Here is a 24,129-nt window from a genome sequence, read left to right as displayed (position 1 = left end):
CAGGATCTTGCCGATCGCCTCGGCCGGGTGCGCCATCGCGCCCTGGCTGCCGACCCGGGCGCCCATCAGCAACGGTGTGAAAAACACCCCCAGCAGGCTGGAAACAGCGCCGGAAAGCCGCCACTGGTCCGGATCTCCAATCGATTGCATGGCGCTGGCCGTTTCCAGGCGTTCCGAGCGCCTCAGACTGGACCTCCGACCAGCCAGCGCATCCGCCCGCACGACGACGCCAACGCATCGCCGCCCTGGAAAAAAGTCAATCACGCCATTGACTTAAAGCGCTCGGACCCGGCCGCACGCACAGCCCCGCACCGTCCCGATACACCAGCGCCCCCGCGCCGGAACCCCGGCACCCCGTTTTGGCACGCCGCGTGCATTAGCTCTGCCGAGACCGCAGCCAGCGCCACCGCTGCGGGGCGAGAGCAGCACTTGGAACAACCGAACGGGACAGGCAACTCATGACGCTGGCAGCACACCCACATTCATCGCGCACCCGTCCGGCGTCCGGCGGGTCCCGTTCCTGGAGGCACTTCGCATGAAAATCAAACGCTTCGTTGCCCCGGACATGCGCACCGCATTCCGCATGGTGCGTGAAGAACACGGCCCGGACGCAGTGATCCTGTCCAATCGCCGCACCGCCGAAGGCATCGAGATCGTCGCTGCCAGCAACTACGACGAGGAACTCGTGCAGCGCGCCCTGGAAACCGCGCGCTCCGAGACGCCGGCCGTTGCCGCCGCGCCGATCCCGTCGGCACCGGCCCCGCAGGCACCGGTCCCGCAAGTCGCCGCCGCGCCGGTCCACGCACCGCTGAAGCCGGCCGCCGATGCCGGCACGAGCCAGCGCCAGCGCGTTGCCAGTGCCGCCGAGGACATGATCGCCGCGATGGCGCTGCGCCAGCCGGTCAACGTGCCGCGCCAGCCGCAGGTGCCGGCACCGGTGCGTAGCGCCGCCGTCCCCTCGCCCGCCGCCCAGGCCCTGGCCCACGCCGTTGCGGTGACCGCCGCGCCGCGCCAGGAACACGCGCTGTCGGCCGTGCCGGAACAGCTGTTCGCCGATTTCCTGACCACCGCGCCGGTGCAGCGTGCCGCCGTGCAGGCCGCCCCGGTGCAGGCGCCGACCCCGATCATGGCCGCCGCCGCTGCGCCTGCGCAGGCCGGCTACGACCAGGACGAAGACGCGCTGGACGACGACGCCGACTTCGACCTGGACGCGCTGCCGCAGATCCTGCCGCCGGCCGCATTGCCGCCGCTGGTGGTTGCCCCGCCGGCGCTGGCCGCGGTGCCGGTCGCCGCCGCCCCGGCGCCGCAGAACGATGAAGAACTCAAGCAGTTGCGTGGCGAGCTGGCGCTGATGCGGCAGATGATCGAGCGCGAAATGAACCGCCTCACCGACGAGCGCCTGCGTGGCTCGCCGGTGCGCGCGCAGGCTCTGGAGCTGATGGACGACTACGGCTTCGACGCCGGCCTGATCCGCGACGTGGCACTGCAGATCCCGGCCGATACCGAATTGCACCGCGGCCGCGGGCTGATGCTGGGGCTGCTGTCCAAGCGCCTGCCGGTGGCCCCGGTCGACCCGCTGGAACGCGGCGGCGTGATCGCCCTGGTCGGCCCGACCGGCGCCGGCAAGACCACCACCATCGCCAAGCTCGCCCAGCGCTTCGCCGCCCAGCACGCCCCGCGCGACGTGGCCCTGGTCACCACCGACACCCAGCGCGTCGGCGGCCGCGAGCAGTTGCACAGCTACGGCCGTCAGCTCGGCATCGCCGTGCACGAGGCCGACAGCGCCGAGAGCCTGCTGGAACTGCTCGAGCGCCTGCGCGACTACAAGCTGGTGCTGATCGACACCGCCGGCATGGGCCAGCGCGACCGCGCCCTGGCCGCGCAGCTGAACTGGCTGCGCGCCGCGCACCAGGTCACCTCGCTGCTGGTGCTGCCTGCCAACGCGCACTTTTCCGACCTCGACGAGGTCGTGCGCCGCTTCGCCCACGCCAAGCCCCAGGGCGTGGTGCTGACCAAACTTGACGAGACCGGCCGCTTCGGTAGTGCGCTGTCGGTCGTCGTCGATCACCAAATGCCCATCACCTGGGTGACTGACGGACAGCGGGTCCCCGACGACCTGCACCGCGCCAATGCCGCCAGTCTCGTTCTTCGCCTTGAAGATTTGCGGCGCGCTGCCGATAAGCCCTGTACTCCGGAGCACAACCATGCAGTCGCGTGAATACGCCAAGCTGACCAACGCCTTCCCCCTGTCGGCGACCCGTCCCGAGCCCCTGGGCCCGGTGCGCACCATTGCCGTGACCGGTGGCAAGGGCGGCGTGGGTAAAACCAACATCTCCGCCAACCTGGCCGTAGCGCTGGCCGACATGGGCAAGCGCACCCTGCTGCTGGATGCCGACCTGGGCCTGGCCAACCTGGACGTGGTGCTGGGCCTGTCGCCCAAGTACACCCTGGCCGACCTGATCGCCGGCCGCTGCACGCTGGATGAAGTGATCATCGAAGGCCCCGGCGGCGTGCTGGTGGTCCCGGCGGCTTCCGGTCGCCGCCACATGGCCGAACTGGCCCCGGCCCAGCACATCGGCCTGGTCAACGTGTTCTCCGAGCTGGAGCGCGACCTGGACGTGATGGTCATCGACACCGCCGCCGGCATCACCGACAGCGTGCTGACCTTCTGCCAGGCCGCCCAGGACACCGTGGTGGTGGTCTGCGACGAGCCGGCCTCGATCACCGATGCCTACGCGCTGATCAAGGTGCTCTCGCGCGAACGCGGCGTGGACCGCCTGCAGATCATCGCCAACATGGTGCGCGACCCCAACGAGGGCCGCCTGCTGTACGACAAGCTGTCGCGGGTCTGCGAAAAATTCCTCGGCGACGTGTCGCTGAACTACCTCGGCCACGTGCCGCAGGACGACTGGTTGCGCCTGTCGGTGCAGCGCCAGCAGCCGGTCATCAAGGCCTACCCCGCCAGTCCGTCGGCGCAGGCCATTGCAGAAATCGCTCGCCGTACCTCGCGCTGGCAGGCCCCCACCGTGCCGCGCGGCAATGTCGAGTTCTTCGTCGAACGCATCATCCAACGGGGAGTGGCCGCATGAGCACCGCTACCGCAACCACGGCCAGCGCGCAGTACCGCGCCGTGCAGCGCAACAACGCCAACGATATCGTCACCCAGCACGCCGACCTGGTGCGCCGTATCGCCCACCATCTGGCCGCGCGCCTGCCGGCGAGCGTGGAAGTGGACGATCTGATCCAGGCCGGCATGATCGGCCTGATCGAAGCCTCGCGCAGTTACGACTCCGAACAGGGCGCCTCGTTCGAGACCTATGCCTCGATCCGCATCCGCGGCTCGATGATCGACGAAATCCGGCGGGGCGACTGGGTGCCGCGCTCGGTGCACCGCCGCGCACGCGACGCTGCCGCCGCCGTGCGCAAGATCGAACAGCACACCGGCCGCGCCGCCGCCGCCACCGAAGTGGCCGCCGCGATGGAGATGCCGCTGCCCGACTACCTGCGTCTGATGGAAGATGCCGCCCGCGGCCAGGTGCTGAGCCTGGAGTCGCGGATCGAGGATCACGGCGAGCTGGACACCACCGCCAAGGGCGGCCCCAATCCGCAGCAGATGATGGAGCGTGGCGAATTCGGCCGCGAGCTGGGCAAGGCCATCGGCCAGTTGCCCGAGCGCGAGCAGCTGGTGCTGTCGCTGTACTACGAACAGGAATTGAACCTGAAAGAAATCGGCGCCGTGCTCGGTGTCAGCGAATCGCGCGTCTGCCAGATCCATGGCCAGGCGGTGGTGCGTCTGCGCGGCCGCCTCAAGGTCTTCGAACTGGCCGATGCCGGTGTCGAAATTGACGAATGATTTTTTCGCGCATTTTTTAGTGTTAGGAGCTTGATGTGAACAAGAACATGCGGATTTTGATCGTGGACGACTTCTCGACGATGCGACGTATCGTCAAGAATCTGTTGGGCGATCTGGGCTTCACCAATACCGCAGAGGCCGAAGACGGCAACAGCGCATTGGCGGCGTTGCGGGCCGGCCCGTTCGATTTCGTGGTCACCGACTGGAACATGCCCGGCATGACCGGCATCGACCTGCTGCGCAACATCCGCGCCGACGCCAAGCTCAAGCACCTGCCGGTGATGATGGTGACCGCCGAAGCCAAGCGCGAGCAGATCATCGAAGCGGCCCAGTGCGGCGTGAACGGCTACATCATCAAGCCGTTCACCGCACAGACGCTGGAAGAGAAGCTGGGCAAGGTGTTCGAACGTCTGGCGGCGACCGCCTGATGAACGCCACCGTGGAAGCCGATGCCGAACGTGCCGCCCTGATCGAGCGCCTGCAGCACGCGCTCGATGCACTGGAAAGCGGTGACCAGGTCGCCTGGCGGCGCGAGGTGGACCACCTCGCCGCGCTGCGCACGCGCCCGATGATGCAGAGCCTGAGCCGGCTCGCGCGCGAACTCGGGCAGGCGCTGGGCGAGCTGCCCACCGTGCCCGAGGAAGCCGGCGAACTGGACGATGCCTGCTCGCGCCTGGACCACGTGGTGGAAATGACCGAGAAGGCCAGCCATCGCACGCTGGATCTGGTCGAGGAATGCCGCGAGCTGGCCAACCAGCTGCGCGACGGTGGCCTGAACCAGGACCAGGGCGCGCTGATGGACAAGATGCGCCATAACCTGACCGAGCTGTCGCTGGCGCAGAGCTACCAGGACCTGAGCGGCCAGATCATCCGTCGCGTGGCCGGGATCGTGCGGCGCGTGCACGAGGGCTTCGGTGCACTCGGCCTGCCGCCGAAGAATCCCGAGCCGAAGAAAGACGACGGCGGTCTTGCCGGTCCTGCAGTCAAGGGCCTGGACCGTCACGCGGTGTCGCAGGACGACGCCGACGACCTGCTGTCCGGATTGGGGCTGTAACCATGAGTGCTGTTCCAGACGATATTGCTGCCGATTTCATTGTCGAGGCCCAGGAAATCCTGGATCGCCTCGGCGAACAGCTGGTGTCGCTGGAACAGGCACCGGACGAAGCCGACCAGCTCAACGCGGTATTCCGCGGCTTCCACACGCTCAAGGGCGGCGCCGGCTTCCTGGCGATCAAGCCGATGGTCGAGCTCTGCCACGCCGCCGAGGAAACCCTGGGCATGGCGCGCTCCGGCCAGGCGGTGTTGCAGGCGCATCACTTCGATGCCGCGCAGCAGTCGCTGGATTATCTGCAGGCCATGCTGGATGCGATGGGCTCGGGCGAAACCGTGCCGCATGCACCGGCCTCGCTGATTGCGCAGTTCGATGCCAAGAGCGGCCCGCCGGCGGTCAAGGCCGCGCCCAAGGCCGCTGCCGCCGCACCCGCACACGATGACGCACACGGCGCTGCTGCGCCGGGCGCCAAGGCCGCGCCCAAGGCGGCGGCCAAGGCGGCCGACGCCGAGCAGACCGTGCGCGTGGACACCAAGCGCCTGGACGCCATCGTCAACCTGATCGGCGAACTGGTGCTGTCGCGCAACCGTCTCAAGACCCTGCGCACCCGCCTGCGCGACGAAGAACTCGACCGCGCGGTCAGCACGCTGGACATCGCCACCGCGCGTCTGCAGACCGCGGTGATGCGCACCCGCATGCAACCGGTGAGCAAGGTGTTCGCGCGCTTTCCCAAGGTGGCCCGCGATGTCGCGCGCACGCTGTCCAAGGAAGTGGAACTGGAACTGATCGGCGCCGAGACGGAACTGGACCGCAACCTGGTCGAGGCCCTGGCCGATCCGCTGGTGCACCTGGTGCGCAACGCGATCGACCACGGCATCGAATCCCCGGCCCTGCGCGAAGCCACCGGCAAGCCGCGCAGCGGCCATGTGCGCCTGTCCGCGCAGCAGGAAGGCGACTACGTCAGCATCGAGATCCAGGATGACGGCGCCGGCATCGACCCCGAACGCCTGCGCGAGATCGCCCGCAACAAGGGTCTGATCGATGCCGAAGCCGCCGCCCGCCTGAGCACCGACGAGTGCCTGCATCTGATCTTCATGCCGGGCTTTTCGACCAAGGCCGAGGTCACCGACATCTCCGGCCGCGGCGTGGGCATGGACGTGGTGCAATCGCGCATCCGCGAACTCAGCGGACAGATCCAGATCCAGTCCGAACTGGGCCGCGGCAGCCGCTTCATGATCCGCGTGCCGCTGACCCTGGCGATCCTGCCGACCCTGCTGGTGCAGGCCGGCGAAGCCGTCTACGCCTTGCCGCTGGCGCGCGTGGTCGAAGTGCTGCACGCCCCGCAGACCTCGCTGGGCTGGTTCGACGGCCGCGCCGTGCTGGACCGCCGCTCGCATACCCTGCCGCTGATCGACCTGCGCCGCTGGCTGGGCGTGCCTGCCGAACAGCCGCCGCTATTGACGGTGGTGCTGCTGCAGGCCGGCGAAACCCGCTTCGGCCTGGTGGTGGACCAGGTCCGCGGCCGCGAGGAAGTGGTGATCAAGCCCCTGCCCCGTGCCCTGCGCGGCCTGCCCGGCTACGCCGGCGCCACCCTGATCGGCGACGGCCGCATGGCGCTGATCCTGGATGTGGATGGGCTGCGTTCCAGCGATCATTGAGGTTGGGGATTCGGGATTGGGAGAATCGGGAATCGGGAATCGGGAATCGGGAATCGGGAAGACGATCCTGGTTGCCTGATCTAACGACAACGGCCGCGTACTGCGGCCGTTGTCGTGTCACTACCAGCATGGCTGCCGATCTATGCCGCTACGCGCGCAGGCATGGGCGCGATGGTTTAGCGACGGCCAGGCTGCCGTGGAAGTGAACCTGGAACCGTTATTTCCCGTTGTGCGCTGGTGTGGCTGCGACGCTAGTGGCATCCGGCACCGAGGTCAATCGCAAGGCGTCTGGCAGACGCAGCATCATCGCCGCACGCTGCGCGCCTTGGCCGGCACCTCCACCGGCGGCAACACCTCCATCAGCAGCTGCCCTTCGCTGGCGGTGATGCGCAGCTTGGTGCCGATGGCAAAGCCCAGTTGTTCCAGCCATAGGCCGCTGAGGCGGACGTGGGGCACGTGCTGGTCGCCGGCGTGGTCGTGGGCGCCGGGGTAATGGGTGTAGCTGACGGTGCATTGGCGCGGGCGGCGGGCGCGGCGGGGTGCGCGCAGCGTGCCGGGGCCTTGCGGGGAGGCGTCCGGGTCGGGGGGCAGCATCGGTGGCAGCTTGGTGCGGTCGGGTTCCACAACGACCCACTGCACCCGGTTGGGCGTCGCGGGGCGCGTACGCTTGCGGGTGGGCCGTGCGCTGGCAGATGTCGTGGGTGGGCGGCGGCGTGTCATGACGCCTCCGGCTGGTGGCGGGTGATGGATGCGGCCGCGCACTGCTGCAGCGCCACGGCACTGCGTGCGAACCGGCTGCGCAAGGTTTGCGGCAACGCGCCGAGCTGGCGACTCAGCGGATGCGCAGGATGCTCGCTCGCCTGCTCAACAGCTGCGCGTGCGGCGAGCCGGCGCAGCACCTCGACCACATCCCACCGCAGGCGGTGAGCGGAAGCTGGCAACAGATCAACCGGCACAGATGCCGGCATGGATGATGCGGTAGACATGACAACGCCCTCCTGGAACAACCCAAGAACCGCCACCAACGGCGACGGGATGTCGGGAGGTTCGAAACCGCACGTAGCCGGCGGGCATATTCCCCTTGCGGGTGTTGTATTAGCCGCCCTCCCGACGCAGGCATTGCATCGGCTTGTACCTGCAGGATGCAGGCACAAAAAACCCACCGGTTTGACGGAGGTGGGTACCGCTACGTGAGGAGTTTCGACGCTCCTTGGGATTAGATTGCAAGTGCACGGTCCGGCGTGTCAATACACGCTGATGGCACCCAACAGCCTCTCCACCGGATCGTGCGAGTTCGCGCTCGTGCCGTGGCCACCGGCGCTGGAGCGCCAGCTCAGCAAGCCAGTCGCAGGCATCATGCGTGGCGATGGAACAACTGGCAGTTCGTCGCGGCCGTGGCGGACCAACTATCGCTTGACCGCTCCTTGTTCTCCCGCATGCTCTCCTATACTTGATGAGAGGGGGGAAGAACGATGTTCGAAATTACTGGCGCACAAGTCGCCGACCTCAATGACGCCGATCTGCGGACACTCGTCGCTCGTCTCGCTTTGGCAGAATTGCGGGCGCAGGGTTGCCCCAGTTCGTCGGTGACCGCTGGCGGCAATCAGGATGCGGCCGATGGCGGGCTTGATGTCCGGGTCGAGTGCCCGTCCGCACTGCTGATGCCGGATTTCGTGCCGAGCCAGCACACAGGGTTTCAGGTGAAGAAGCCCGACATGCCGGCGAGCGCAATCCGCAATGAGATGCGTCCTGGCGGCGTACTACGGCCGGTCATCGCCGAACTCGCCGCTCGCTCGGGCGCCTACATCATCGTCAGCGCGCAAGGGTCGGTCGCAGACAAGCCGCTGAGCGATCGTCGCGATGCGATACGGGCGCAGCTAGACGGTCTGCCTGAGGCCGGGCAGTTGCATAGCGACTTCTACGATCGCGACCGGCTGGCTACATGGGTCAATCACTATCCCGGGATTGCCACCTGGGTCCGCATGCGGCTCGGCATCGGTATGTCGGGCTGGAGCAGCATCGGCGATTGGTGCGGCGTCGGCGTGAGCGAGGAGACGCCCTATCTCTTCAATGACAAGGCTTGCCTAACTGATGAGCGAACGAGCGACCGCGAGCAACTCACCATCGGCGAGGGTATCGCCCGTCTTCGCGTCTCTCTGACCAAAGCTCGCCAATGTATCCGGTTGATCGGCTTGTCCGGTCTCGGAAAGACTCGTCTCGTGCAGGCACTGTTCGAGGATGGTGTCGGGGAGGCGCCGCTGGACCCGGGGCTTGCCGTTTATACCGACTATTCGGTCGAGACTGACCCGATCGCCCGGGACATGGCGCGCCAGCTAGTTATCGCACGGCAGCGTGCGATCCTGATCGTCGATAACTGCAATCCGGCGACGCACAGCGAACTTGCCCGCATCTGTTCGGAAGCGGGGAGCCAAGTCAGCCTCCTCACGGTCGAATATGATGTTCGCGACGATGAGCCCGAGCGTACCGAGGTCTTTCGCCTGCAATCAGCATCGCCCGAAATGGTGGAACTGTGGCTGGAAAAGATCTTTTCCAATGTGACGCAGGTGGACCGGCGCACGATATCGGAGTTCAGCGACGGCAATTTCCGCGTGGCGCGCGGCCTCGCCGAAACCCTCGGGAAAGGCGAGACCCTGGGAAAGCTCAAGAGCCGTGACCTCTTCGAGCGGATTTTTCACCAGCGCAACGAGCCCGACCGGGATCTCCTTTCCGCCGCCGAAGACCTTGCGCTGCTCTATTCGATCGATGGCGAAGACACGTCGGAAAGCGGCGAACTTGCGCGGGTTGCTGCTATTCGCGGCGCTTCCGTGGCGACGATATATGCGGCGCTGAACACGCTTCGTCAGCGCGGGATCGCGCAGCTGCGCGGACGGTGGCGCGCGATCCTGCCGCACGCGATCGCCAACCCGCTCGCCGGGTTCGCCCTCGAACGCATGCCCCCGGCCGATTTCGATCGCTTCTGCACGTCGCTCACGGCGCGGATGCAGAAGTCCCTTTCGCGCCGCCTCGGCTATCTGCACGACAGCGCCGAGGCACGGGCCGCGGTCGAGCGCTGGCTTGGTGCCGACGGTCTTCTTGGCGATCTCACGGCGTTGGGCGAAGACGGCCTCCAGATCATCACGAATATCGCTCCGGTCGCGCCCGATGCCGTGCTCGCAAAGATCGAGCGAGACGTGGCCGGGCCGCGAGGCGCCGAGATACTCGATCCGCAGTCGAGCGATCGATGGCAGTGGATACGGTTGATCAAGCTCCTCGCTTACGATCCACCGCTATTCGACCGCGCGGCGACATTGCTTGCCCGGTTCCTTTCCGCCGAACCGCCCAATCACCACAACAACTCGGCATCGGACATGTTCGCCGAGCTGTTTCACCTGCACCTGTCCGGCACCAAGGCTTTGCCGGACCAGCGACGATCGCTTGTGCGCCGGTTCGCGCAATCTGGTGATCCGGCTTTGATGCGCTGCGCCGGCGTCGCCCTCAATGCGCTGCTGAAGGCGCACCATTTCAGTTCATCCAGCGACTTCGACTTCGGCGCCCGGTCACGCGACTATGGCTGGCACCCGCCGACCTATGGCGACATCTGGGCCTGGTACAACGGCGCGGTCGACTTGGCGGTCGAGCTTTCGCCAATCATCGAAAACGCCCGGGACCACCTTGCCCATAGCATAAGGGAGCTGTGGCATTTCGGCCCCTGTCACGATGCGCTCGAACGGGCAGCGACCCACTTCTCTTCCGAGCGGCCCTGGATCGAGGGGTGGATCGGCTTCCGCACAGCGCTGCGTTTCGAGGGCGACGCTATGCCTGATGAGGTGCGCGCGCGTCTCACCGCGCTCATCGACCGCCTGAAACCCACCGATCTTCTCCATCAGGCCCGTGCGGTGGTACTGGGGCGCAGCAGTTTCGGTTGGGATGTCGCTGACGGTGATGCCGACGACGGCGATGTCATGAAGCCGTATGAGCGCGCCTCCCAGCTCGCGAAAGAGATCGGAACCGCGCTCGCGCACGACCCGGAGACGCGCGCTACCTTCATCGCCGAACTGCTCGTCGAACAACATCCGCAGCGCGCCTACGAGTGCGGCATCGGCCTGTCGGATGGCGCCGCCGATCTTGATGCGATGTGGCGGGAACTGCTGGGCCTCTTCTCTGCCGCCGATGTGGACAGCCGGAATGCGACGGTGCTGGGCGGGTTCATCCATGGCGCAAACGCCAGGGATTTGGCCTTCGCCGACGCCGCGCTGGAGGATGTGATCGAGAATCCCGATCTCGCCGCGAGCTTGCCCTATCTTCAGGCGCGTGTTGCTATCGATACCCAGGGCATTGCGCGGCTTCGGCGTGCGATTGAACATGGCGTCCTTTCGGCGCGGACTTTTCACAGCATCGCCAATGGCAGCGTCGGCGAGTCTCCACCCGACGCGCTTGGGCCGCTGCTCACGGACATCGCCAGTCTCGCCGACGGCGTGGAGATCGCGCTCGATATCCTTCACATGCACTTCTACCGCGTTCGGGAGGAGGGCCAACAACGCGCTCCATCCTTGATTGCCGTCGGCCGTGAGCTGCTGCTGCGCGCCGACTTCGGGAAGAAGCAGTCGCCTCGCGATTTTGGGCTGCATACCGTCATTCGGGTCTGCTGCGCCGGACCTGATGGTGCGGCGACGCTGCGCGAGATCTGCGCGCGGGTCCGGGTCGGGCTGGAGACCGTCTATATCTCGTCCTACGATCTTGGTTATGTCTTGAAGGCGCTCTTCGAAACGCATCCCCTCATCGCTCTCGACGAATTCCTGCTTCCTGAGCTCCGGCCGAGGAATCGGGTACTGTTTGAGGGGGACTTCGGGTCTGGCACGCCGGTGGAAGATGTCGGCGCCGAAACCCTTGTTCAGTGGGCGAATATCGATCCGGATCGGCGCTATCCGCTGCTTGGCAAAAGCATTCCCATGTTCAAGCGGCGGCAGGGCGAAGAGGAGAATGGTGTCTCCACGCTTTTCCTGGAAATATTGGGCCACGCGCGAGACAAGCGGGCGTTTCTCGGTGATATCTGGTCACGGCTGCATCCGCGCAGCTGGAGTGGCTCGCTCGCCGATATCCTGGTTCGGCGTCGCGCAGCTATCACAACGCTGGGTGACAATGTCGGAGGCGAGGTTCGGCAATGGGTCACCGACATGCTGCCCGAACTGGAACGCTGGATCGAACGTGAGAGCAAGCGCGATCGGGAAGGCGAGCAGAGTTTCGAATAGCTGCTGATCCGAGCATCCTCAGCGGGGCTCTGACGCCGATCGCGGCTATCTCAGAGTCTTAGGCCGGACCCGCCGCCCTTTGCATTTCTGCCCCACGGCTTCGCGCTGGGCGAATGGCCGGTTTTGGCACACCGCTGCCGAACGGCTGCTTTGGGTCGGGAGCTGCCCTATCCCCGATAAACATCCCTAATTCTAATATTGGATAGCAGTTCCCCTACCCTACCGAGAAGCCCCGTAGCGGAGCGTCGATCGGCCCACCGAGCGCTAGCAGACGCTCCATTGCGTGGTCGTCGCCGGTACGGCGCGAACCAGCATCCGATCGGCAAGGGCCCGGACTGGGCGATGCCGCCCGGGCAGTGGCGTTACCTGCTGGTCGGCGAGAAGTTCTGGGCTCCGCGCGTCTTTCGCCACTGGATCCACGCGATCGCGGCGACGAAGAAGACGCTGCACAGGTAACTGCCTTCCGGCCCTTGCGCGCCACCGGTCAGAGCGTCGAGGCCTTGCGGGCGTAGCGCCACCAGCAGCGCCGGCAAGTGCGCATCGATGCCGGTGACGGGCAGTTCGAAGCCGGTCGCGAGCAACCAGTTCCACCCCGCGTGCCAGCCCATCACGCCCCAGATATTGCCGGTCCGCAGCGCCCAGGCGCAGGCGAATAGCGAGAACAGGAACGTGCCGAGCATGACCCGGGGCGGCTGGTGCGGACTGAAATGCAGGAAGCAGAAAACGAGCGACACCAGCAGCACTGCCACCGCGACATTGGTCATGCGCGCGACCACCGACAGCATCCAGCCGCGGAAGATGACTTCCTCCACGCTCGCCTGGAACATGAAACTCAATAGCAGCAGACTGATGTGCAGCAGACTGACGGGCGACCGCCAGGCCTGCCCCAAGCCCGCCGCCTGCATGCCGCCAGCCATCCAGATCGCGACTACGACCAGCGCGACCGTGCCGAATCCAACGGCCAGTCCGCGAAGGAAGGTTTTCAGCGGCGCCGGACCGGTCAGCCCGATACTCGCCAGCGAGCGCCCTTCGACGAAGCGTACCCAGACGAGCACGGCCGCCAGCGTCGGCGCGAAGCCGATCCACAACAGCGCATACAAGCCAGCGAGGCCGATCGGGTCGCCGTGCGGCGTCGACCAATGCTGCGACTGCATCCACCCGTCCAGCGCGATCGTTGGTGCCGCGTTGAACAGGATCATCAGGATCGGCGTCACCCAGGCCCAGGGCAGCCAGCCGCGGGCTGGATCGGGCGAATACAGGGCAACGGGGGTCATGCGGGGGCTCCAGGTCGACGTGATCGCCGCTGCAAGTTGCCATCCGCGCGGGGGCGTGGCAATCCGCTTGCGACCAAGCCACAGAAGCCGCAGATGAATCACCCGGATCGCCGACGAAATGGCGCTGCGTCGTCGCCCGTGGTGTCGAAATAATGGGTCGAAATAACGGGCCCAGGTCCACTTCTTTTCAGCAAGGCCCGACTAGATCGCCGCATCGCGCGACGGTTTGACCGCGGTGCGGCAGCCAGCGTCGGCGTGGCCAGCGACGGCACCGGGGACAGGGAGAGCATTCGCACCAGCAAAGACCTCATGCGATGAGATCCCGCGGTGAACGACCGCGCACACGCGACGATGTCGTCGCGGACAGCGAACACTGCAGTCCGGCCGTCGCCAAACCATTGCGCCCATACCGCCACGCGGCAGGCATGGGCGCGACACGCTGGACCTAGAACTTGTAGGTCAGCCCGAGGTACGCCAGCCGGCCTGCGTAGCCGCCGGTATAGAAGCGGGCGCGGGTGTCCTCGCCCAGGTGCGAGCGGGACTCCTGCTTGGTCAGGTTCAGCACCGAGGCGGTGAGGCTGAGCGCCGGGGTGATGTTGTACGCCGCGTTCAGATCGATCTGGTAGTACGACTCCTCAAAGACGTTCAACCCGTTGACCAGGCCTTGCACCAGCTCGCCGCGACGGTTGTACGAGGCGCGCAGCAGCAGGCTGTCGGTCTCGTAGAACACGGTGAGGTTGGTCTGGTTCCTGGCGCTGCCCGGCATGGAGGTCTTGCCGGCCTCGGTGCCATCCTCCAGCCGCACCGCCGCCTTGCTGGCATCGTTGTAGGTGTAGTTGAACTGCACACCAAGACCGAATGGCAACGTGTGCTGCGCATAGAGCTCCACACCCTGCGAGACCGCATCCTGGCCGCCGGCCTGGGTGCTGTAGTTCTGCACGGTGACCGGTTGCCCGTCGACCATCATGTTGACGTCGCTGATGACGTCGACCGCAAAGTTCTCCACGTTCTTGCGGAACAGTCCCACACCCGCCACCGAGCCCGGCTGGAAATACCATTCCAGCCCCAGGTCGAACTGGTTGGCCTTGTACGGCTCCAGGTTCTTGTTGCTGCCCGAGCCGTACCAACCCTGCTCGCTGGCACCGCCGGTCAGGCGCCGGTCGGCCACGTACTCGGGACTGTAAAACTCCAGGCTGCCAGGCGCGGCGATGTCGTTGTAGCTGGGACGTGCGATCACCTTGGCGGCTGCCGCGCGCAGCAGCAGGTTCTCGGTCAAGTCGTAGGCCAGGTTGAAACTCGGCAGCACGTCGGTGTAGTTGCGGTCCAGCCCGCTGACCACGAACGACTCGGTGCGTTGCACGCTGTCGGACAAACGCCAGTAGCCTTCGGTCCCGCAATAGGTGTCGGCCGGGGCGCCGCTGGGCATGGCGGCGCCCTGCTGGCAGGCCAGCGGATTGCCGTCGGCGCTATCGAAGAAGTAGTCGTTGTAGGCGGTCACCTTGTCGGTGGAATCGGCACGCTGGCCGGTGCGCGCCACCCGCACGCCGACGTTGCCACGCAGCCGCTCGGTGTGGAAGTTGAGTTGCAGGTAGGTGGAATAGATCTCCTCGTCGACGTTGTAGACGAAGTTGTCTTCGCTGCGGGTCTGCATCGCGCCGTAGGTCTGGTTCAAGTAGCCGATGTAGCCCGGGAAGTTGATCGCCGGGAACGCGCTGGCGTTGACGCCACCGGCCAGGTTGTCCTGCGCGAACAGCAGGCCCGGCGAGAACTGGGTGGCGATGGCATTGCAGCGCCCGTTCCAGTAGCGGTTGTCGTAGTCGCCCGGATCGGTGCCCGGGCACACCCAGTAGTTGTTGCCGGTACTGCGGTGGATGCCGCCGTCGCGACGCTTGAGGCCAAACTGCAGCGAGTCGACGACCTCACCATCGAAATGCCAGGTGGTATCGATCTGCGCGTACTGCTGCTGATTGGTGTTACGGGTCCAGGACGAGCCGGTCGAGCCCAGGTCGACCTGCAGGATGCCGTCGCGCAGGTTCTGCATCAGCTGCGGCGAGAATGTCATGGACGGCGTGCCGGTCAGGTCCCAGGCGCTGGCGAAGTTGCCGTTGGTCCAGCTGCCGTCGGCGTTCTGCAGGCGCGGCTTGATCGGCAGGGAGAACTGCAGCTCCGGCCCGCCCTTGGCCCAGGTGCGGCCGACCTTGAACGCCACGTCCACCTGCTCGCCACGCCATTCGCCGCCCAGGTCCACCGTCTGCGACTGCGATTTCTCGATGTTGTAGCTGCCGGTGATCTGCGGCGTCGGCACGGTGCAATCGTCCGAGCCCCAGCCGCCCGGCGGCAGGCCGGCCGCGGCGGCCTGCGCCTCGCTGCAATAATAGGTCTTGCCCGGACGCAGGCTGTAGGCGGCGCCAGTGACGATGGTGCCGCTGGGATCGAACTGCAGCCCGTCGAGCAGACGGCCGCCGCGCCAGTTGCCGTCGCCGTTATAGCGGGCAATGTTCCACTCGGGAATCTTGATGGTATTGGTCTGCGAGTCCTGCGACAGGTCGAAGCGGAAGTAGTTCGCGGTCAGCGTCAGGTCGTCGGTCGGCTTGAACTGCAAGGTCAGTTGCCCACCCTTGCGCTCGCGCTCCTCGCGTTTGGCGTCCAGGCTGACCGCCGTCGGCATCATGAAACCGGTGTAGTAATTGCTGTTCTGGTCCCAGAAACCGGTACCGCCCCACCAGTTGGCGTTGAAGTCCGACGGTTTTCCATTCACGTCGACCGCCGGGCCGACTTCGTCGCGGCCGTACCACTGCCAGCTCTCGGTACTGGCATTGAGCGTGCGAGCGGTGCGCTTCTGCTGCGTGTAGCCCACGAAGACACCGAAGCGGTTGTCCTTGTCGTGCCACGAGTACGAACCGGAGAACTGGCCGTCGGTCTTCTTGCTGGTATCCGACCAGGTGCCCTCGGCCGAGACGAAGCCGGAATGTGGCTCCAGTTCCAGCGGGCGCCGCGTCTGCAGGATCACCGTGCCGCCGATGCCGCCTTCGTCGATGCGTGCTTCCGGGGTCTTGTACAGCTCCGCGCTGCCCAACAGGTTCGACGGCAGCAGCGTGTAGTTGAACGAGCGCGTCGGGTCGCCGTTGGATTCGGCGGTGGCGATGTAGTTGCCGTTCAATTCGGTCAGCACCAGCTCCGAGGACAGGCCGCGCACACTGACGTTCTTGCCTTCGCCGCCGTCGCGGCTGATGACCACGCCGGGCACGCGCTGCAGCGCATCGGCCACGTTCTTGTCGGGGAACTTGCCCACGTCCTCGGCGGTGATCACATCGACCACGGCGTTGGCGTTGCGCTTCTGCTCCAGACTTTTTTCGATCGCGTAGCGGTAGCCGGTCACCGTCACCGCATCCAGGTCCGTGGCCTGCACTTCGGCCTGGCCGGTGGGCGCCGGCGTGGCATCGGCCTGCTGGGCGGCAGCGGTGGTAGAGGCGGCGCTCGCGAACAAGACGATGGCGATACCGGCGGACAGCGTGCTGCGGTTGCGTGCGAATGGCATGCAGTTCATTTCGATCATGCTCTCCCAATAGTGATTGGCTTCGGCCGATTCCTGTCGATCCAACGATCCGCCAAGAACGCTGCGCGAAGTGACACAAAAATATCCGGCGCCGTTGCGCCCCCCCTCCTCTTGCGTCCGCTTCCACGCAGATGCAATTAGATCGTTCTAATACCGTGGAAAGCTAAGTAGCACAGCCCATGCGGCAGCGCATTCTGCCCCGCAACAGGCCCGCGGCATTGCAGGGCATCCACGATGGCCGGCCGGCCCGCCACGCTTGCACGCGGCATGGCACGGCCTGCCGCGTTGCCGGCTGCAGCAGCGTGATCGCTGCAAGCAATGCATCCTTGCCCGCAACCGGACGCAAGCGGTTTGCCGACGCGCCAGCACACACCTTGTTTGAAACCGAGCTCAGCAAGAGACTGGATCGACGTGAGGGCATCGCCTGCCACACGCCGCTTGGCGGCCATCGCCAACGCGATCGCCACACCGAACATGCGCGCGCTTGTTGCCTGCGTACACGCGCAAGGACGGCGGGGCCTGCTGCGGCATTGATGACACGCCTTGGTCGGAAGCGCATGCGCCGATGACCTGTCAACCCTGCATCGCCGCCAGCGTGGAAGCGGCCCATGCCGCAAAACGACAACTTTCTGGCGCATCGACCGAGTGCGTCTATCAAGTCCGCCGGGCTCGCGCCGATATCGCTTCCATGGACAGACTCAGCATCATCGGACTGGTGCTCGCGATCGTGGCGATCGTGGGCGGCAGCGTGTTGAAAGGCGCCGGCATTTCGTCGCTGTGGTCGCCGGCTGCCTTCGTGATCGTGATCGTCGGCACCGTGGCGGCGATCCTGCTGCACACCTCGCCGGCAGTTTTCCGGCGCGCCTTCAAGATCCTGCGCTGGGTGATCCAGCCGCCGGCCAGCGACCGCCCGCAGTTGCTGGCGCGCATCGTCGAATGGAGCAACATCGCCCGCCGCCAGGGCCTGCTGGGCCTGGAAGACCAGCTCCCGCGCCAGGACGACGCGTTCCTGCGCAAGGGCCTGCAGATGCTGGTCGATGGCGTGGAGCCCGAATCCATGCGGCACATGCTCGAGATCGAAATGGACAACCAGGAGCGTCAGGATCTTGCCGCGGCCAAGGTGTTCGAAGGCATGGGCATCTATGCGCCCACGCTGGGCATCATCGGCGCGGTGCTGGGGCTGATGGCGGTGATGAAGAACCTGGCCGACCCGGCCATGCTCGGCCATGGCATCGCCGCGGCGTTCACCGCCACCATCTACGGCATCGCCTCGGCCAATCTGCTGTTCCTGCCGGTCGCCGCCAAGCTCAAGAGCGTCATCCACTGCAGCACCAACGAGCGCGAAATGGCGATCGAAGGCCTGATCGCGATCGCCCAGGGCGAGAACCCGCGCAACATCGAGTCGAAATTGGCCGGATACTTGCATTAGTCCCGTCATGGCCCGCCGTCGCAAACATCACGAAGACCATGGCAACCACGAAGCGTGGGCGATCCCGTATGCCGACCTGATGACGCTGCTGCTGGCGTTCTTCGTTGTGATGTACGCAATCTCCTCGCTCAACGAGGGCAAGTACAAGGTCATGGCGCAGGCGCTGACCACCGCTTTCGGCGGCTCGTCCACTGCCGCCAGCCCGGTGCAGATCGGCAAGCCCCAGACCCTGGGCGCCGATTACGACCGCCCCTCGGTGATCAAGGCCGGCGCCCCGATGGCCGCCTCCAGCGGGCCGACCGACCCCACCCTGCTGCCGTCGATGGCCGCGCAGATGCGCATGCCGGTGTCGCTGCGCAACCAGGCGCAGCTGGCGCGCGCGCAGCGGCAGATGGACGCGGTGGCCCAGCAGCTGAGCAAGACGCTGGCGCCGCTGATCGAGCAGAAACTCATCACCATCCGCCGCAACGACCTGTGGATCGAGGTGGAGATCAACAGCGACATCCTGTTCGGCACCGGCTCGGCCTCGCTGGCCGGCAGCGCCCGCGGCACCCTGTCGGCGCTGGCCGCGGTGCTGCGCGATGCGCCCAATGGCGTGCGCGTGGAGGGGTATACCGACAACCAGCCGATCGCCACCGCACAGTTCCCCTCCAACTGGGAGCTGTCGGCCGCGCGCGCCGCCAGCGTGGTGCACCTGTTTGCCGACGACGGCGTGGCCCCGCAACGATTGGCGATGGTGGGCTATGGAGAATTCCGCGCACGTGCCGATAACAGCACTGAGGCGGGACGGAATGCGAACCGGCGTGTGGTGTTGATCATCCTCGCTGACTCGGCTGGCTCACTCGCACCCGATCCGCCATCGCAGATGCATGCGACCGCCGCCGGGGCGCCCAAGCTTCCCAAGTCTGACGGCGGCCAAACGGCCGTCACCACCGAAAGCGGCACAAGTTCCGTCCCCGCCGTAATTCAAGGAGTGCAGTGAGATGCGTATCTGGGCAATCGCCAACCAAAAGGGCGGCGTCGGCAAGACCACCACGACGCTGGCATTGGGTCGCGGCCTGGCCGCGCTCGGCCACCGGGTATTGTTGATCGACCTCGATCCGCACTCCTCCCTCACCCGCGCGTTCGGTGTGGCGATCGACCCGCCGCCGCGCGGTGTGCTGGACCTGTTCGGCACCCCGCCGAGCGACCTGGCCAGCCTGGCCCATGAAAGCGCCATCCCCGGCCTGTCCTACGTGTGCGCACAAGCCGCACTGGCCACGCTGGAACGCCGCAGCGCCAACCAGCCCGGCCTGGGCCTGGCGCTGCAGAACGCGATGACCCGGCACGCCGGCCAGCACGACTACATCCTGCTCGACTGCCCGCCCACGCTCGGCCTGCTGATGATCAACGCCCTGGCCGCCTGCGACCGCGTGGTGGTGCCCACCCAGGCCGAGCCGCTGGCGCTGCATGGCCTGGCCAGCATGGTGCGGACTGCCGACATGGTGCAGCGCTCGCGTCGCCGCGCGCTGCCGGTGTCGATCCTGCCGACCCTGTTCGACCGTCGCACCCGCGCCGGCACCGAGACACTCAAGGAGATGCAGGACACCTACGGCGCCGTCGTCTGGGAAGACGCGGTGCCGGTGGATACCCGAATCTGCAATGCCGCCGCACTGACCGTTCCCGCCACCGGCGGCGACTACCAGGGCCGCGGCCTGTCCGCCTATCGCCGCGCGCTGGAATGGGTGCTGGCCGATGACGCGATGCGTATGGAGCAAGCTGCATGAGCAACCACACCGCCAACGGTGAGCTGGACGATTATCTGGAAGGCCTGTTGCACGATGCCGGCGTCGAGATCCCCGCTGCCACCGCTGCCGCCCCTGCTGCCAGCGAGGCTCCGGCGCCTGCGGACGCAGACGTTGCGCTGGCCGAGCCGCCGGTGCAGGCTGCCACGGCTCCCGAAGCGGCCGCCGTGTCGGAAGCGGCTACCGCCCACGCGGTTGCCGCGGTGGCGAGCGCCGACGCGATCGCTGCAGACTTCCTCGCAGAAATGGATGCCGACCCGGCCTTCGGGGCGCCGGTGGCTGCTGCGCCCAGCGCCGCGGACATCGCTGCAGACTTCCTGGCCGAAATGGATGCCGACCCGGCCTTCGGGCCGCCGGTGGTCGCCGCGCCCAGCGCCGCGGATATCGCCGCCGATTTCCTGGCCGAAATGGATGCCGACCCGGCTTTCGGGCCGCCGGTGGTCGCCGCGCCCAGCGCCGCGGATATCGCTGCCGATTTCCTGGCCGAAACGGATGCCGACCCGGCCTTTGCCGCCGCTGCGCCCAGCCCGTTCATGAGCACTGCCGACCTGATGGCCGAAATGGACGCCGACCCGGCGTTTGCCACCGCTGCCGCCGGCGCGGACCTGCTGGCGGCCGATCTGTTGTCGGAGATGGATGCCGACCCCGCCTTCGCCGATGCCGCACCCGCCCCGCCGGCACCCGCTCCGGCACCGCCGCGCCCTGCACCGGCACCGCACCGCGCACCGCCGTCGCCGATCTATCCGCAAGGCCTGCAGGCGCTGCTGGCTCCCGGCCAGGCCGAGCACATCCAGGCCGAGCGGCGCGCCAGCGAACGCAGTACGCGCTGGCTGCGCCTGCGCTGCGGCGAGCAGACCTACGCGCTGGAATTGCTCAAGGTGCAGGAAGTGGTGCTGCCGGTGCCGCTGCTGCCGTTGCGCGGCACCGCCAGCGCAATGCTCGGCATCATGAACCTGCGTGGCCAGGTGGTGCCGGTGATCGACCTGGGCATGCATCTGGGCTCGGCACCGATCGACATGGATCTGCAGACGCGTGTGGTGGTGCTCGAAGAAAATGGCGAAACCATGGGCCTGCGCGTGTCGGCGGTGGAGGATGTGACCAGCCTGACCGATCAGCAGATCGAGCCGCCGGACAACGCCCGCCTGTGCCGCATTTCCAACAACCTGTTCCGCGGCGTCGCGCGGCTGGGCCATCAGCCGATGATCCTGCTCGATGCCAGCCATCTGCTGCATTGATCCAGCGCGCAGCTGACGCGCACCTGCACGCGCAACGATTCAGCGTTAAAGCTTTCCCGCCCCCCGCCGTTAGTACGCATAGAACCATCCGTTCGGAGCAACAATGAGCACAGTGACATTGGGTGAGGATCTCGGCATCGAGACCAGCGCCGACCTCAAGCAGAAGCTTGCCGCGTTCCTGACCCAGGACGGCGACCTGGTGCTCAATGCCGGCGACGTCCGGCGCATCCATACCGCCAGCGTGCAGTTGCTCTGCGCCTTTGTGCAGACGCGCCGCCAGGCGGGCTTGCATACCGAATTCGATGGCTGCAACGACACTTTTAGAGATGCGGCCCGTCTGCTCGGCGTCACCGACGCGCTCGGACTTTCCGCATCCAATGACAACCTGAAATCTGTGGAGAACGCCGCATGAGCGCACGTATCTTGGTGGTGGACGATTCGGCGTCAATGCGCCAGATGGTCTCTTTCGCCCTCACCTCTGCCGGCTTTGCCGTCGAAGAAGCCGAGGACGGCGCCGTTGCGCTGGGCCGCGCGAAGGGCCAACGCTTCAATGCGGTGGTGACCGACGTGAACATGCCCAACATGGACGGCATCTCGCTGATCCGCGAGCTGCGCCAGCTGCCGGACTACAAGTTCACCCCGATGCTGATGCTCACCACCGAGTCGGCGGCCGACAAGAAGTCCGAAGGCAAGGCCGCCGGTGCCACCGGCTGGCTGGTCAAGCCGTTCAATCCGGAACAGCTGATCGCCACCGTCCAGAAAGTTCTGGGTTAATCCTTACTCGCTTCACCATCGGATCTCACGCCCATGAGCATGGACCTGCAACGTTTCCACGCCACCTTTTTCGAGGAAAGCCGCGAAGGGCTGGACGCGATGGAGGCCGGGCTGTTGTCCCTTGAAGAGGGCAACCGCGACCCGGAAATCATCAACTCGGTGTTCCGCGCCGCGCACTCGATCAAGGGCGGCGCGGCCACCTTCGGTTTCGAAGCCGTCGCCGGCCTGACCCACGTGCTGGAGACGCTGCTGGACGAGCTGCGCTCCAACAAGCGCCAGCTCGAACCCAATGCGGTCGATGCCATGCTCGGCTCGGTCGACGTGCTGCGCGCCCTGCTGCGCGAAGCCGAACACGGCACCCCGGCCGACCCGGCCGCGGTCAAGGCCGTGCATACCCGGTTGAACGCCGTGCTGGCCGGCGAAGCGCCGACCGCTGCGGCGGTCGCCAAGCCGAAGGAAGAAGAACCCGAAGCCTGGCATATCGGTTTCACCCCGGCGCCGTCGCTGTTCATGAGCGGCAACGACCCGCTGCGCATCATCCGCGAGCTCGAGCACCTGGGCCCGCTGCAGATTGCCGCACGCCTGGAGCGCATGCCGGGCTTTGAGAACATCGACCCGCTGGAAGCCTACCTGGCCTGGGATCTGGGCCTGATCGGCAAGATTCCGCGCAGCAAGATCGAAGACACCTTCGCCTGGGTGGTGGACGATTGCGAGCTGGACATCCGCCCGATGGCGGTGCCCGGCCCGCCGCCGAGCCTGGCCGTCGAAGCCACTGTCGCGGCGCCGGTCGCCGTCGCTGCGGCACCTGCCGCCGCTGCCGAACCTGCGGCCGCTGCTGCTGCCACGCCGGCCAAGGCCGCCGCTGCCGAAGCAGAAACCTCGATCCGCGTCAGCGTCGACAAGGTCGATGCATTGATCAATCTGGTCGGCGAGCTGGTCATCACCCAGGCCATGCTCAAGCAGGTCTCCACCGGCCTGGATCCGGCGCATGCCGAACAGCTGTTCGCCGGCCTGGATCTGCTCGAACGCAATACCCGCGATCTGCAGGAAGCGGTCATCGGCGTGCGCATGCTGCCGGTGGATGCGGTGTTCCGCCGCTTCCCGCGCCTGGTCCGCGACCTCTCCAGCCGCCTCGGCAAGCAGGTGCGCCTGCGCACCATCGGCGAAGGCACCGAGTTGGACAAGGGCCTGATCGAAAAGATTGCCGATCCGTTGGTGCACCTGGTGCGCAACTCGATCGACCACGGTCTGGAAATGCCCGATACGCGTCGCGCCTCCGGCAAGGACGAGACCGGCACGATTACCCTGGCGGCCTCGCATCAGGGTGGCCATATCGTGATCGAAGTCAGCGACGACGGCCGTGGCCTCAATCGCGCCAAGATCCTGGAAAAAGCGGCCGAACGCGGCATCGCCGTGCCGGACAACCCGACCGATGCGCAGGTGTGGGATCTGATCTTCGCACCGGGCTTCTCCACTGCCGATGCCGTCACCGACCTGTCCGGCCGTGGCGTCGGCATGGACGTGGTCCGCCGCAATATCCAGGGCCTGGGTGGCGAAGTGCAGCTGGAAAGCAATGCTGGCAGCGGTACCCGCGTGCTGATCCGTCTGCCGCTGACCCTGGCCATCCTCGACGGCATGACCGTCTCGGTGGCCGGCGAAACCCTGATCCTGCCGCTGGCCTATGTGCTCGAAGCCCTGCAGCCGGCACCGGAAGACATCCGCTCGATGGCCGGCGACGGCCGGGTGCTACGGGTGCGCGGCGAATACCTGCCGATCCTGTCGCTCACCGATTACTACGGCTTCGGCGGGCAGCAGTCCTCGCAGGAACCGCTGGTGGTGGTGGTCGAAGGCGATGGCCAGAAGATCGCGCTGGAAGTGGACGAACTGCTCGGCCAGCAACAGGTGGTGGTCAAGAACATCGAGAACAACTACCGCCGTATCCCGGGCGTGTCCGGCGCCACCATCCTGGGCGATGGCCGGGTCTCGCTGATCGTGGACATCGGTGGGCTGGTGCGCTCGCTGCGCGTGCCGCAGGCCGCCTGAGTCAGTACAACAACTGCGGCACGGACGCCGCATCGCAACACCTGCAACACATCCAACACCATGGTGTGATGTTTCCGGCGGTCTGGGGCCCGCCGGCAGCGCCGAACCCGCGCGGCATGGCACGACCCGCGGGGTGTCCTGGCCCGCGGCCATGTCCGACTCAGCGACCGTCCTGGCGCGTCTGCCCGCTTGCAGACGCCAACGCTGCCCATTGATCTCTGTA

Annotated in this window: 19 protein-coding genes and 1 pseudogene; 14 read left to right on the top strand and 6 right to left on the bottom strand. The window is 66.5% G+C overall.

The window, feature by feature from the left end; all coding sequences use genetic code 11:
- Nucleotides 1–114, bottom strand: a pseudogene (locus tag ABQ137_RS10540) (bile acid:sodium symporter); the annotation flags it as partial.
- Nucleotides 115–535: 421 nt separating this feature from the next.
- On the opposite strand from ABQ137_RS10540, the gene flhF reads away from it, so the two are divergent.
- Genes flhF through ABQ137_RS10510 form a run of 6 tightly spaced genes read left to right on the top strand, consistent with a single transcriptional unit; the run spans nt 536 to nt 6,562 of the window.
- Nucleotides 536–2,218 (top strand): flagellar biosynthesis GTPase FlhF, encoded by a 1,683-nt coding sequence (flhF, locus tag ABQ137_RS10535; RefSeq protein ID WP_349782333.1) that lies wholly within the window; start codon nt 536–538, stop codon nt 2,216–2,218.
- Nucleotides 2,205–3,089: a MinD/ParA family protein gene (locus ABQ137_RS10530; protein ID WP_010374294.1), complete on the top strand. Its 885-nt coding sequence runs from the start codon at nt 2,205–2,207 to the stop codon at nt 3,087–3,089. Before flhF ends, ABQ137_RS10530 begins: the two co-directional genes overlap by 14 nt.
- Nucleotides 3,086–3,853, top strand: a complete 768-nt coding sequence (locus tag ABQ137_RS10525) for an RNA polymerase sigma factor FliA (RefSeq protein WP_024937674.1) — start codon at nt 3,086–3,088, stop codon at nt 3,851–3,853. Before ABQ137_RS10530 ends, ABQ137_RS10525 begins: the two co-directional genes overlap by 4 nt.
- A gap of 35 nt (nt 3,854–3,888) precedes the next feature.
- Nucleotides 3,889–4,281, top strand: a complete 393-nt coding sequence (gene cheY / locus ABQ137_RS10520) for a chemotaxis response regulator CheY (protein ID WP_002813536.1) — start codon at nt 3,889–3,891, stop codon at nt 4,279–4,281.
- The gene (locus tag ABQ137_RS10515) at nt 4,281–4,907 is read left to right on the top strand and encodes a protein phosphatase CheZ (RefSeq protein WP_016904946.1); all 627 of its coding nucleotides are present in this window, start codon (nt 4,281–4,283) and stop codon (nt 4,905–4,907) included. Before cheY ends, ABQ137_RS10515 begins: the two co-directional genes overlap by 1 nt.
- Before the next feature lie 2 nt (nt 4,908–4,909).
- Nucleotides 4,910–6,562, top strand: coding sequence for a chemotaxis protein CheA (locus tag ABQ137_RS10510; protein WP_016904945.1), 1,653 nt, complete (start codon nt 4,910–4,912; stop codon nt 6,560–6,562).
- Nucleotides 6,563–6,865: 303 nt separating this feature from the next.
- Here ABQ137_RS10510 and ABQ137_RS10505 read toward each other — a convergent pair whose 3' ends face one another.
- Both ABQ137_RS10505 and ABQ137_RS10500 read right to left on the bottom strand, forming a co-directional pair.
- Complete coding sequence (locus ABQ137_RS10505; protein WP_349782330.1) at nt 6,866–7,282, bottom strand: SymE family type I addiction module toxin; 417 nt, start codon at nt 7,280–7,282, stop codon at nt 6,866–6,868.
- Nucleotides 7,279–7,584: a hypothetical protein gene (locus ABQ137_RS10500; RefSeq protein ID WP_349782366.1), complete on the bottom strand. Its 306-nt coding sequence runs from the start codon at nt 7,582–7,584 to the stop codon at nt 7,279–7,281. Before ABQ137_RS10500 ends, ABQ137_RS10505 begins: the two co-directional genes overlap by 4 nt.
- Before the next feature lie 450 nt (nt 7,585–8,034).
- On the opposite strand from ABQ137_RS10500, the gene ABQ137_RS10495 reads away from it, so the two are divergent.
- Nucleotides 8,035–11,811: a hypothetical protein gene (locus ABQ137_RS10495; RefSeq protein WP_349782328.1), complete on the top strand. Its 3,777-nt coding sequence runs from the start codon at nt 8,035–8,037 to the stop codon at nt 11,809–11,811.
- A 362-nt stretch (nt 11,812–12,173) separates the two neighbouring features.
- Here ABQ137_RS10495 and ABQ137_RS10490 read toward each other — a convergent pair whose 3' ends face one another.
- From ABQ137_RS10490 to ABQ137_RS10480, 3 genes are all read right to left on the bottom strand, one after another.
- Nucleotides 12,174–13,085 (bottom strand): CPBP family intramembrane glutamic endopeptidase, encoded by a 912-nt coding sequence (locus tag ABQ137_RS10490; RefSeq protein ID WP_349782326.1) that lies wholly within the window; start codon nt 13,083–13,085, stop codon nt 12,174–12,176.
- 445 nt (nt 13,086–13,530) lie between these two features.
- Nucleotides 13,531–16,686 carry a TonB-dependent receptor gene (locus ABQ137_RS10485; RefSeq protein WP_349782324.1) on the bottom strand — a complete coding sequence of 1,052 codons (3,156 nt, stop codon included), beginning with the start codon at nt 16,684–16,686 and terminating at the stop codon, nt 13,531–13,533.
- Nucleotides 16,687–16,778: 92 nt separating this feature from the next.
- Nucleotides 16,779–17,117, bottom strand: a complete 339-nt coding sequence (locus tag ABQ137_RS10480; protein WP_349782322.1) for a hypothetical protein — start codon at nt 17,115–17,117, stop codon at nt 16,779–16,781.
- 212 nt (nt 17,118–17,329) lie between these two features.
- On the opposite strand from ABQ137_RS10480, the gene ABQ137_RS10475 reads away from it, so the two are divergent.
- From ABQ137_RS10475 to ABQ137_RS10445, 7 genes are all read left to right on the top strand, one after another.
- Complete coding sequence (locus tag ABQ137_RS10475; protein WP_026064871.1) at nt 17,330–18,070, top strand: flagellar motor protein; 741 nt, start codon at nt 17,330–17,332, stop codon at nt 18,068–18,070.
- 7 nt (nt 18,071–18,077) lie between these two features.
- Complete coding sequence (motD, locus tag ABQ137_RS10470; protein WP_349782320.1) at nt 18,078–19,052, top strand: flagellar motor protein MotD; 975 nt, start codon at nt 18,078–18,080, stop codon at nt 19,050–19,052.
- Between the two features lies 1 nt (nt 19,053).
- Nucleotides 19,054–19,836, top strand: coding sequence for a ParA family protein (locus ABQ137_RS10465; protein ID WP_024937682.1), 783 nt, complete (start codon nt 19,054–19,056; stop codon nt 19,834–19,836).
- Complete coding sequence (locus tag ABQ137_RS10460; protein ID WP_349782318.1) at nt 19,833–21,089, top strand: chemotaxis protein CheW; 1,257 nt, start codon at nt 19,833–19,835, stop codon at nt 21,087–21,089. The genes ABQ137_RS10465 and ABQ137_RS10460 overlap by 4 nt, the downstream gene beginning before the upstream one ends.
- Nucleotides 21,090–21,192: 103 nt before the next feature.
- The gene (locus tag ABQ137_RS10455; protein ID WP_039521431.1) at nt 21,193–21,501 is read left to right on the top strand and encodes an STAS domain-containing protein; all 309 of its coding nucleotides are present in this window, start codon (nt 21,193–21,195) and stop codon (nt 21,499–21,501) included.
- Nucleotides 21,498–21,863 carry a response regulator gene (locus ABQ137_RS10450; protein ID WP_002806565.1) on the top strand — a complete coding sequence of 122 codons (366 nt, stop codon included), beginning with the start codon at nt 21,498–21,500 and terminating at the stop codon, nt 21,861–21,863. Before ABQ137_RS10455 ends, ABQ137_RS10450 begins: the two co-directional genes overlap by 4 nt.
- Nucleotides 21,864–21,896: 33 nt before the next feature.
- Nucleotides 21,897–23,906: a chemotaxis protein CheA gene (locus ABQ137_RS10445; protein ID WP_349782316.1), complete on the top strand. Its 2,010-nt coding sequence runs from the start codon at nt 21,897–21,899 to the stop codon at nt 23,904–23,906.
- Nucleotides 23,907–24,129 lie beyond the last annotated feature (223 nt).

This window comes from Xanthomonas sp. WHRI 8393, assembly GCF_040203315.1.
In the GTDB taxonomy this organism is placed as follows: domain Bacteria; phylum Pseudomonadota; class Gammaproteobacteria; order Xanthomonadales; family Xanthomonadaceae; genus Xanthomonas; species Xanthomonas arboricola.
The sequence above is the reverse complement of the archived record's forward strand: the minus strand, read 5'-3'. Positions and strand labels throughout refer to the sequence as shown.

Excerpts from the sequence above, each read along its gene's own strand:
- flhF (WP_349782333.1), top strand. The coding sequence starts at position 536 with ATGAAAATCAAACGCTTCGTTGCCCCGGACATGCGCACCGCATTCCGC.
- ABQ137_RS10530 (WP_010374294.1), top strand. The coding sequence starts at position 2,205 with ATGCAGTCGCGTGAATACGCCAAGCTGACCAACGCCTTCCCCCTGTCG.
- ABQ137_RS10525 (WP_024937674.1), top strand. The coding sequence starts at position 3,086 with ATGAGCACCGCTACCGCAACCACGGCCAGCGCGCAGTACCGCGCCGTG.
- ABQ137_RS10515 (WP_016904946.1), top strand. The coding sequence starts at position 4,281 with ATGAACGCCACCGTGGAAGCCGATGCCGAACGTGCCGCCCTGATCGAG.
- ABQ137_RS10510 (WP_016904945.1), top strand. The coding sequence starts at position 4,910 with ATGAGTGCTGTTCCAGACGATATTGCTGCCGATTTCATTGTCGAGGCC.
- ABQ137_RS10505 (WP_349782330.1), bottom strand. The coding sequence starts at position 7,282 with ATGACACGCCGCCGCCCACCCACGACATCTGCCAGCGCACGGCCCACC.
- ABQ137_RS10495 (WP_349782328.1), top strand. The coding sequence starts at position 8,035 with ATGTTCGAAATTACTGGCGCACAAGTCGCCGACCTCAATGACGCCGAT.
- ABQ137_RS10490 (WP_349782326.1), bottom strand. The coding sequence starts at position 13,085 with ATGACCCCCGTTGCCCTGTATTCGCCCGATCCAGCCCGCGGCTGGCTG.
- ABQ137_RS10480 (WP_349782322.1), bottom strand. The coding sequence starts at position 17,117 with ATGTTCGGTGTGGCGATCGCGTTGGCGATGGCCGCCAAGCGGCGTGTG.
- ABQ137_RS10475 (WP_026064871.1), top strand. The coding sequence starts at position 17,330 with ATGGACAGACTCAGCATCATCGGACTGGTGCTCGCGATCGTGGCGATC.
- motD (WP_349782320.1), top strand. The coding sequence starts at position 18,078 with ATGGCCCGCCGTCGCAAACATCACGAAGACCATGGCAACCACGAAGCG.
- ABQ137_RS10465 (WP_024937682.1), top strand. The coding sequence starts at position 19,054 with ATGCGTATCTGGGCAATCGCCAACCAAAAGGGCGGCGTCGGCAAGACC.
- ABQ137_RS10460 (WP_349782318.1), top strand. The coding sequence starts at position 19,833 with ATGAGCAACCACACCGCCAACGGTGAGCTGGACGATTATCTGGAAGGC.
- ABQ137_RS10455 (WP_039521431.1), top strand. The coding sequence starts at position 21,193 with ATGAGCACAGTGACATTGGGTGAGGATCTCGGCATCGAGACCAGCGCC.
- ABQ137_RS10450 (WP_002806565.1), top strand. The coding sequence starts at position 21,498 with ATGAGCGCACGTATCTTGGTGGTGGACGATTCGGCGTCAATGCGCCAG.
- ABQ137_RS10445 (WP_349782316.1), top strand. The coding sequence starts at position 21,897 with ATGAGCATGGACCTGCAACGTTTCCACGCCACCTTTTTCGAGGAAAGC.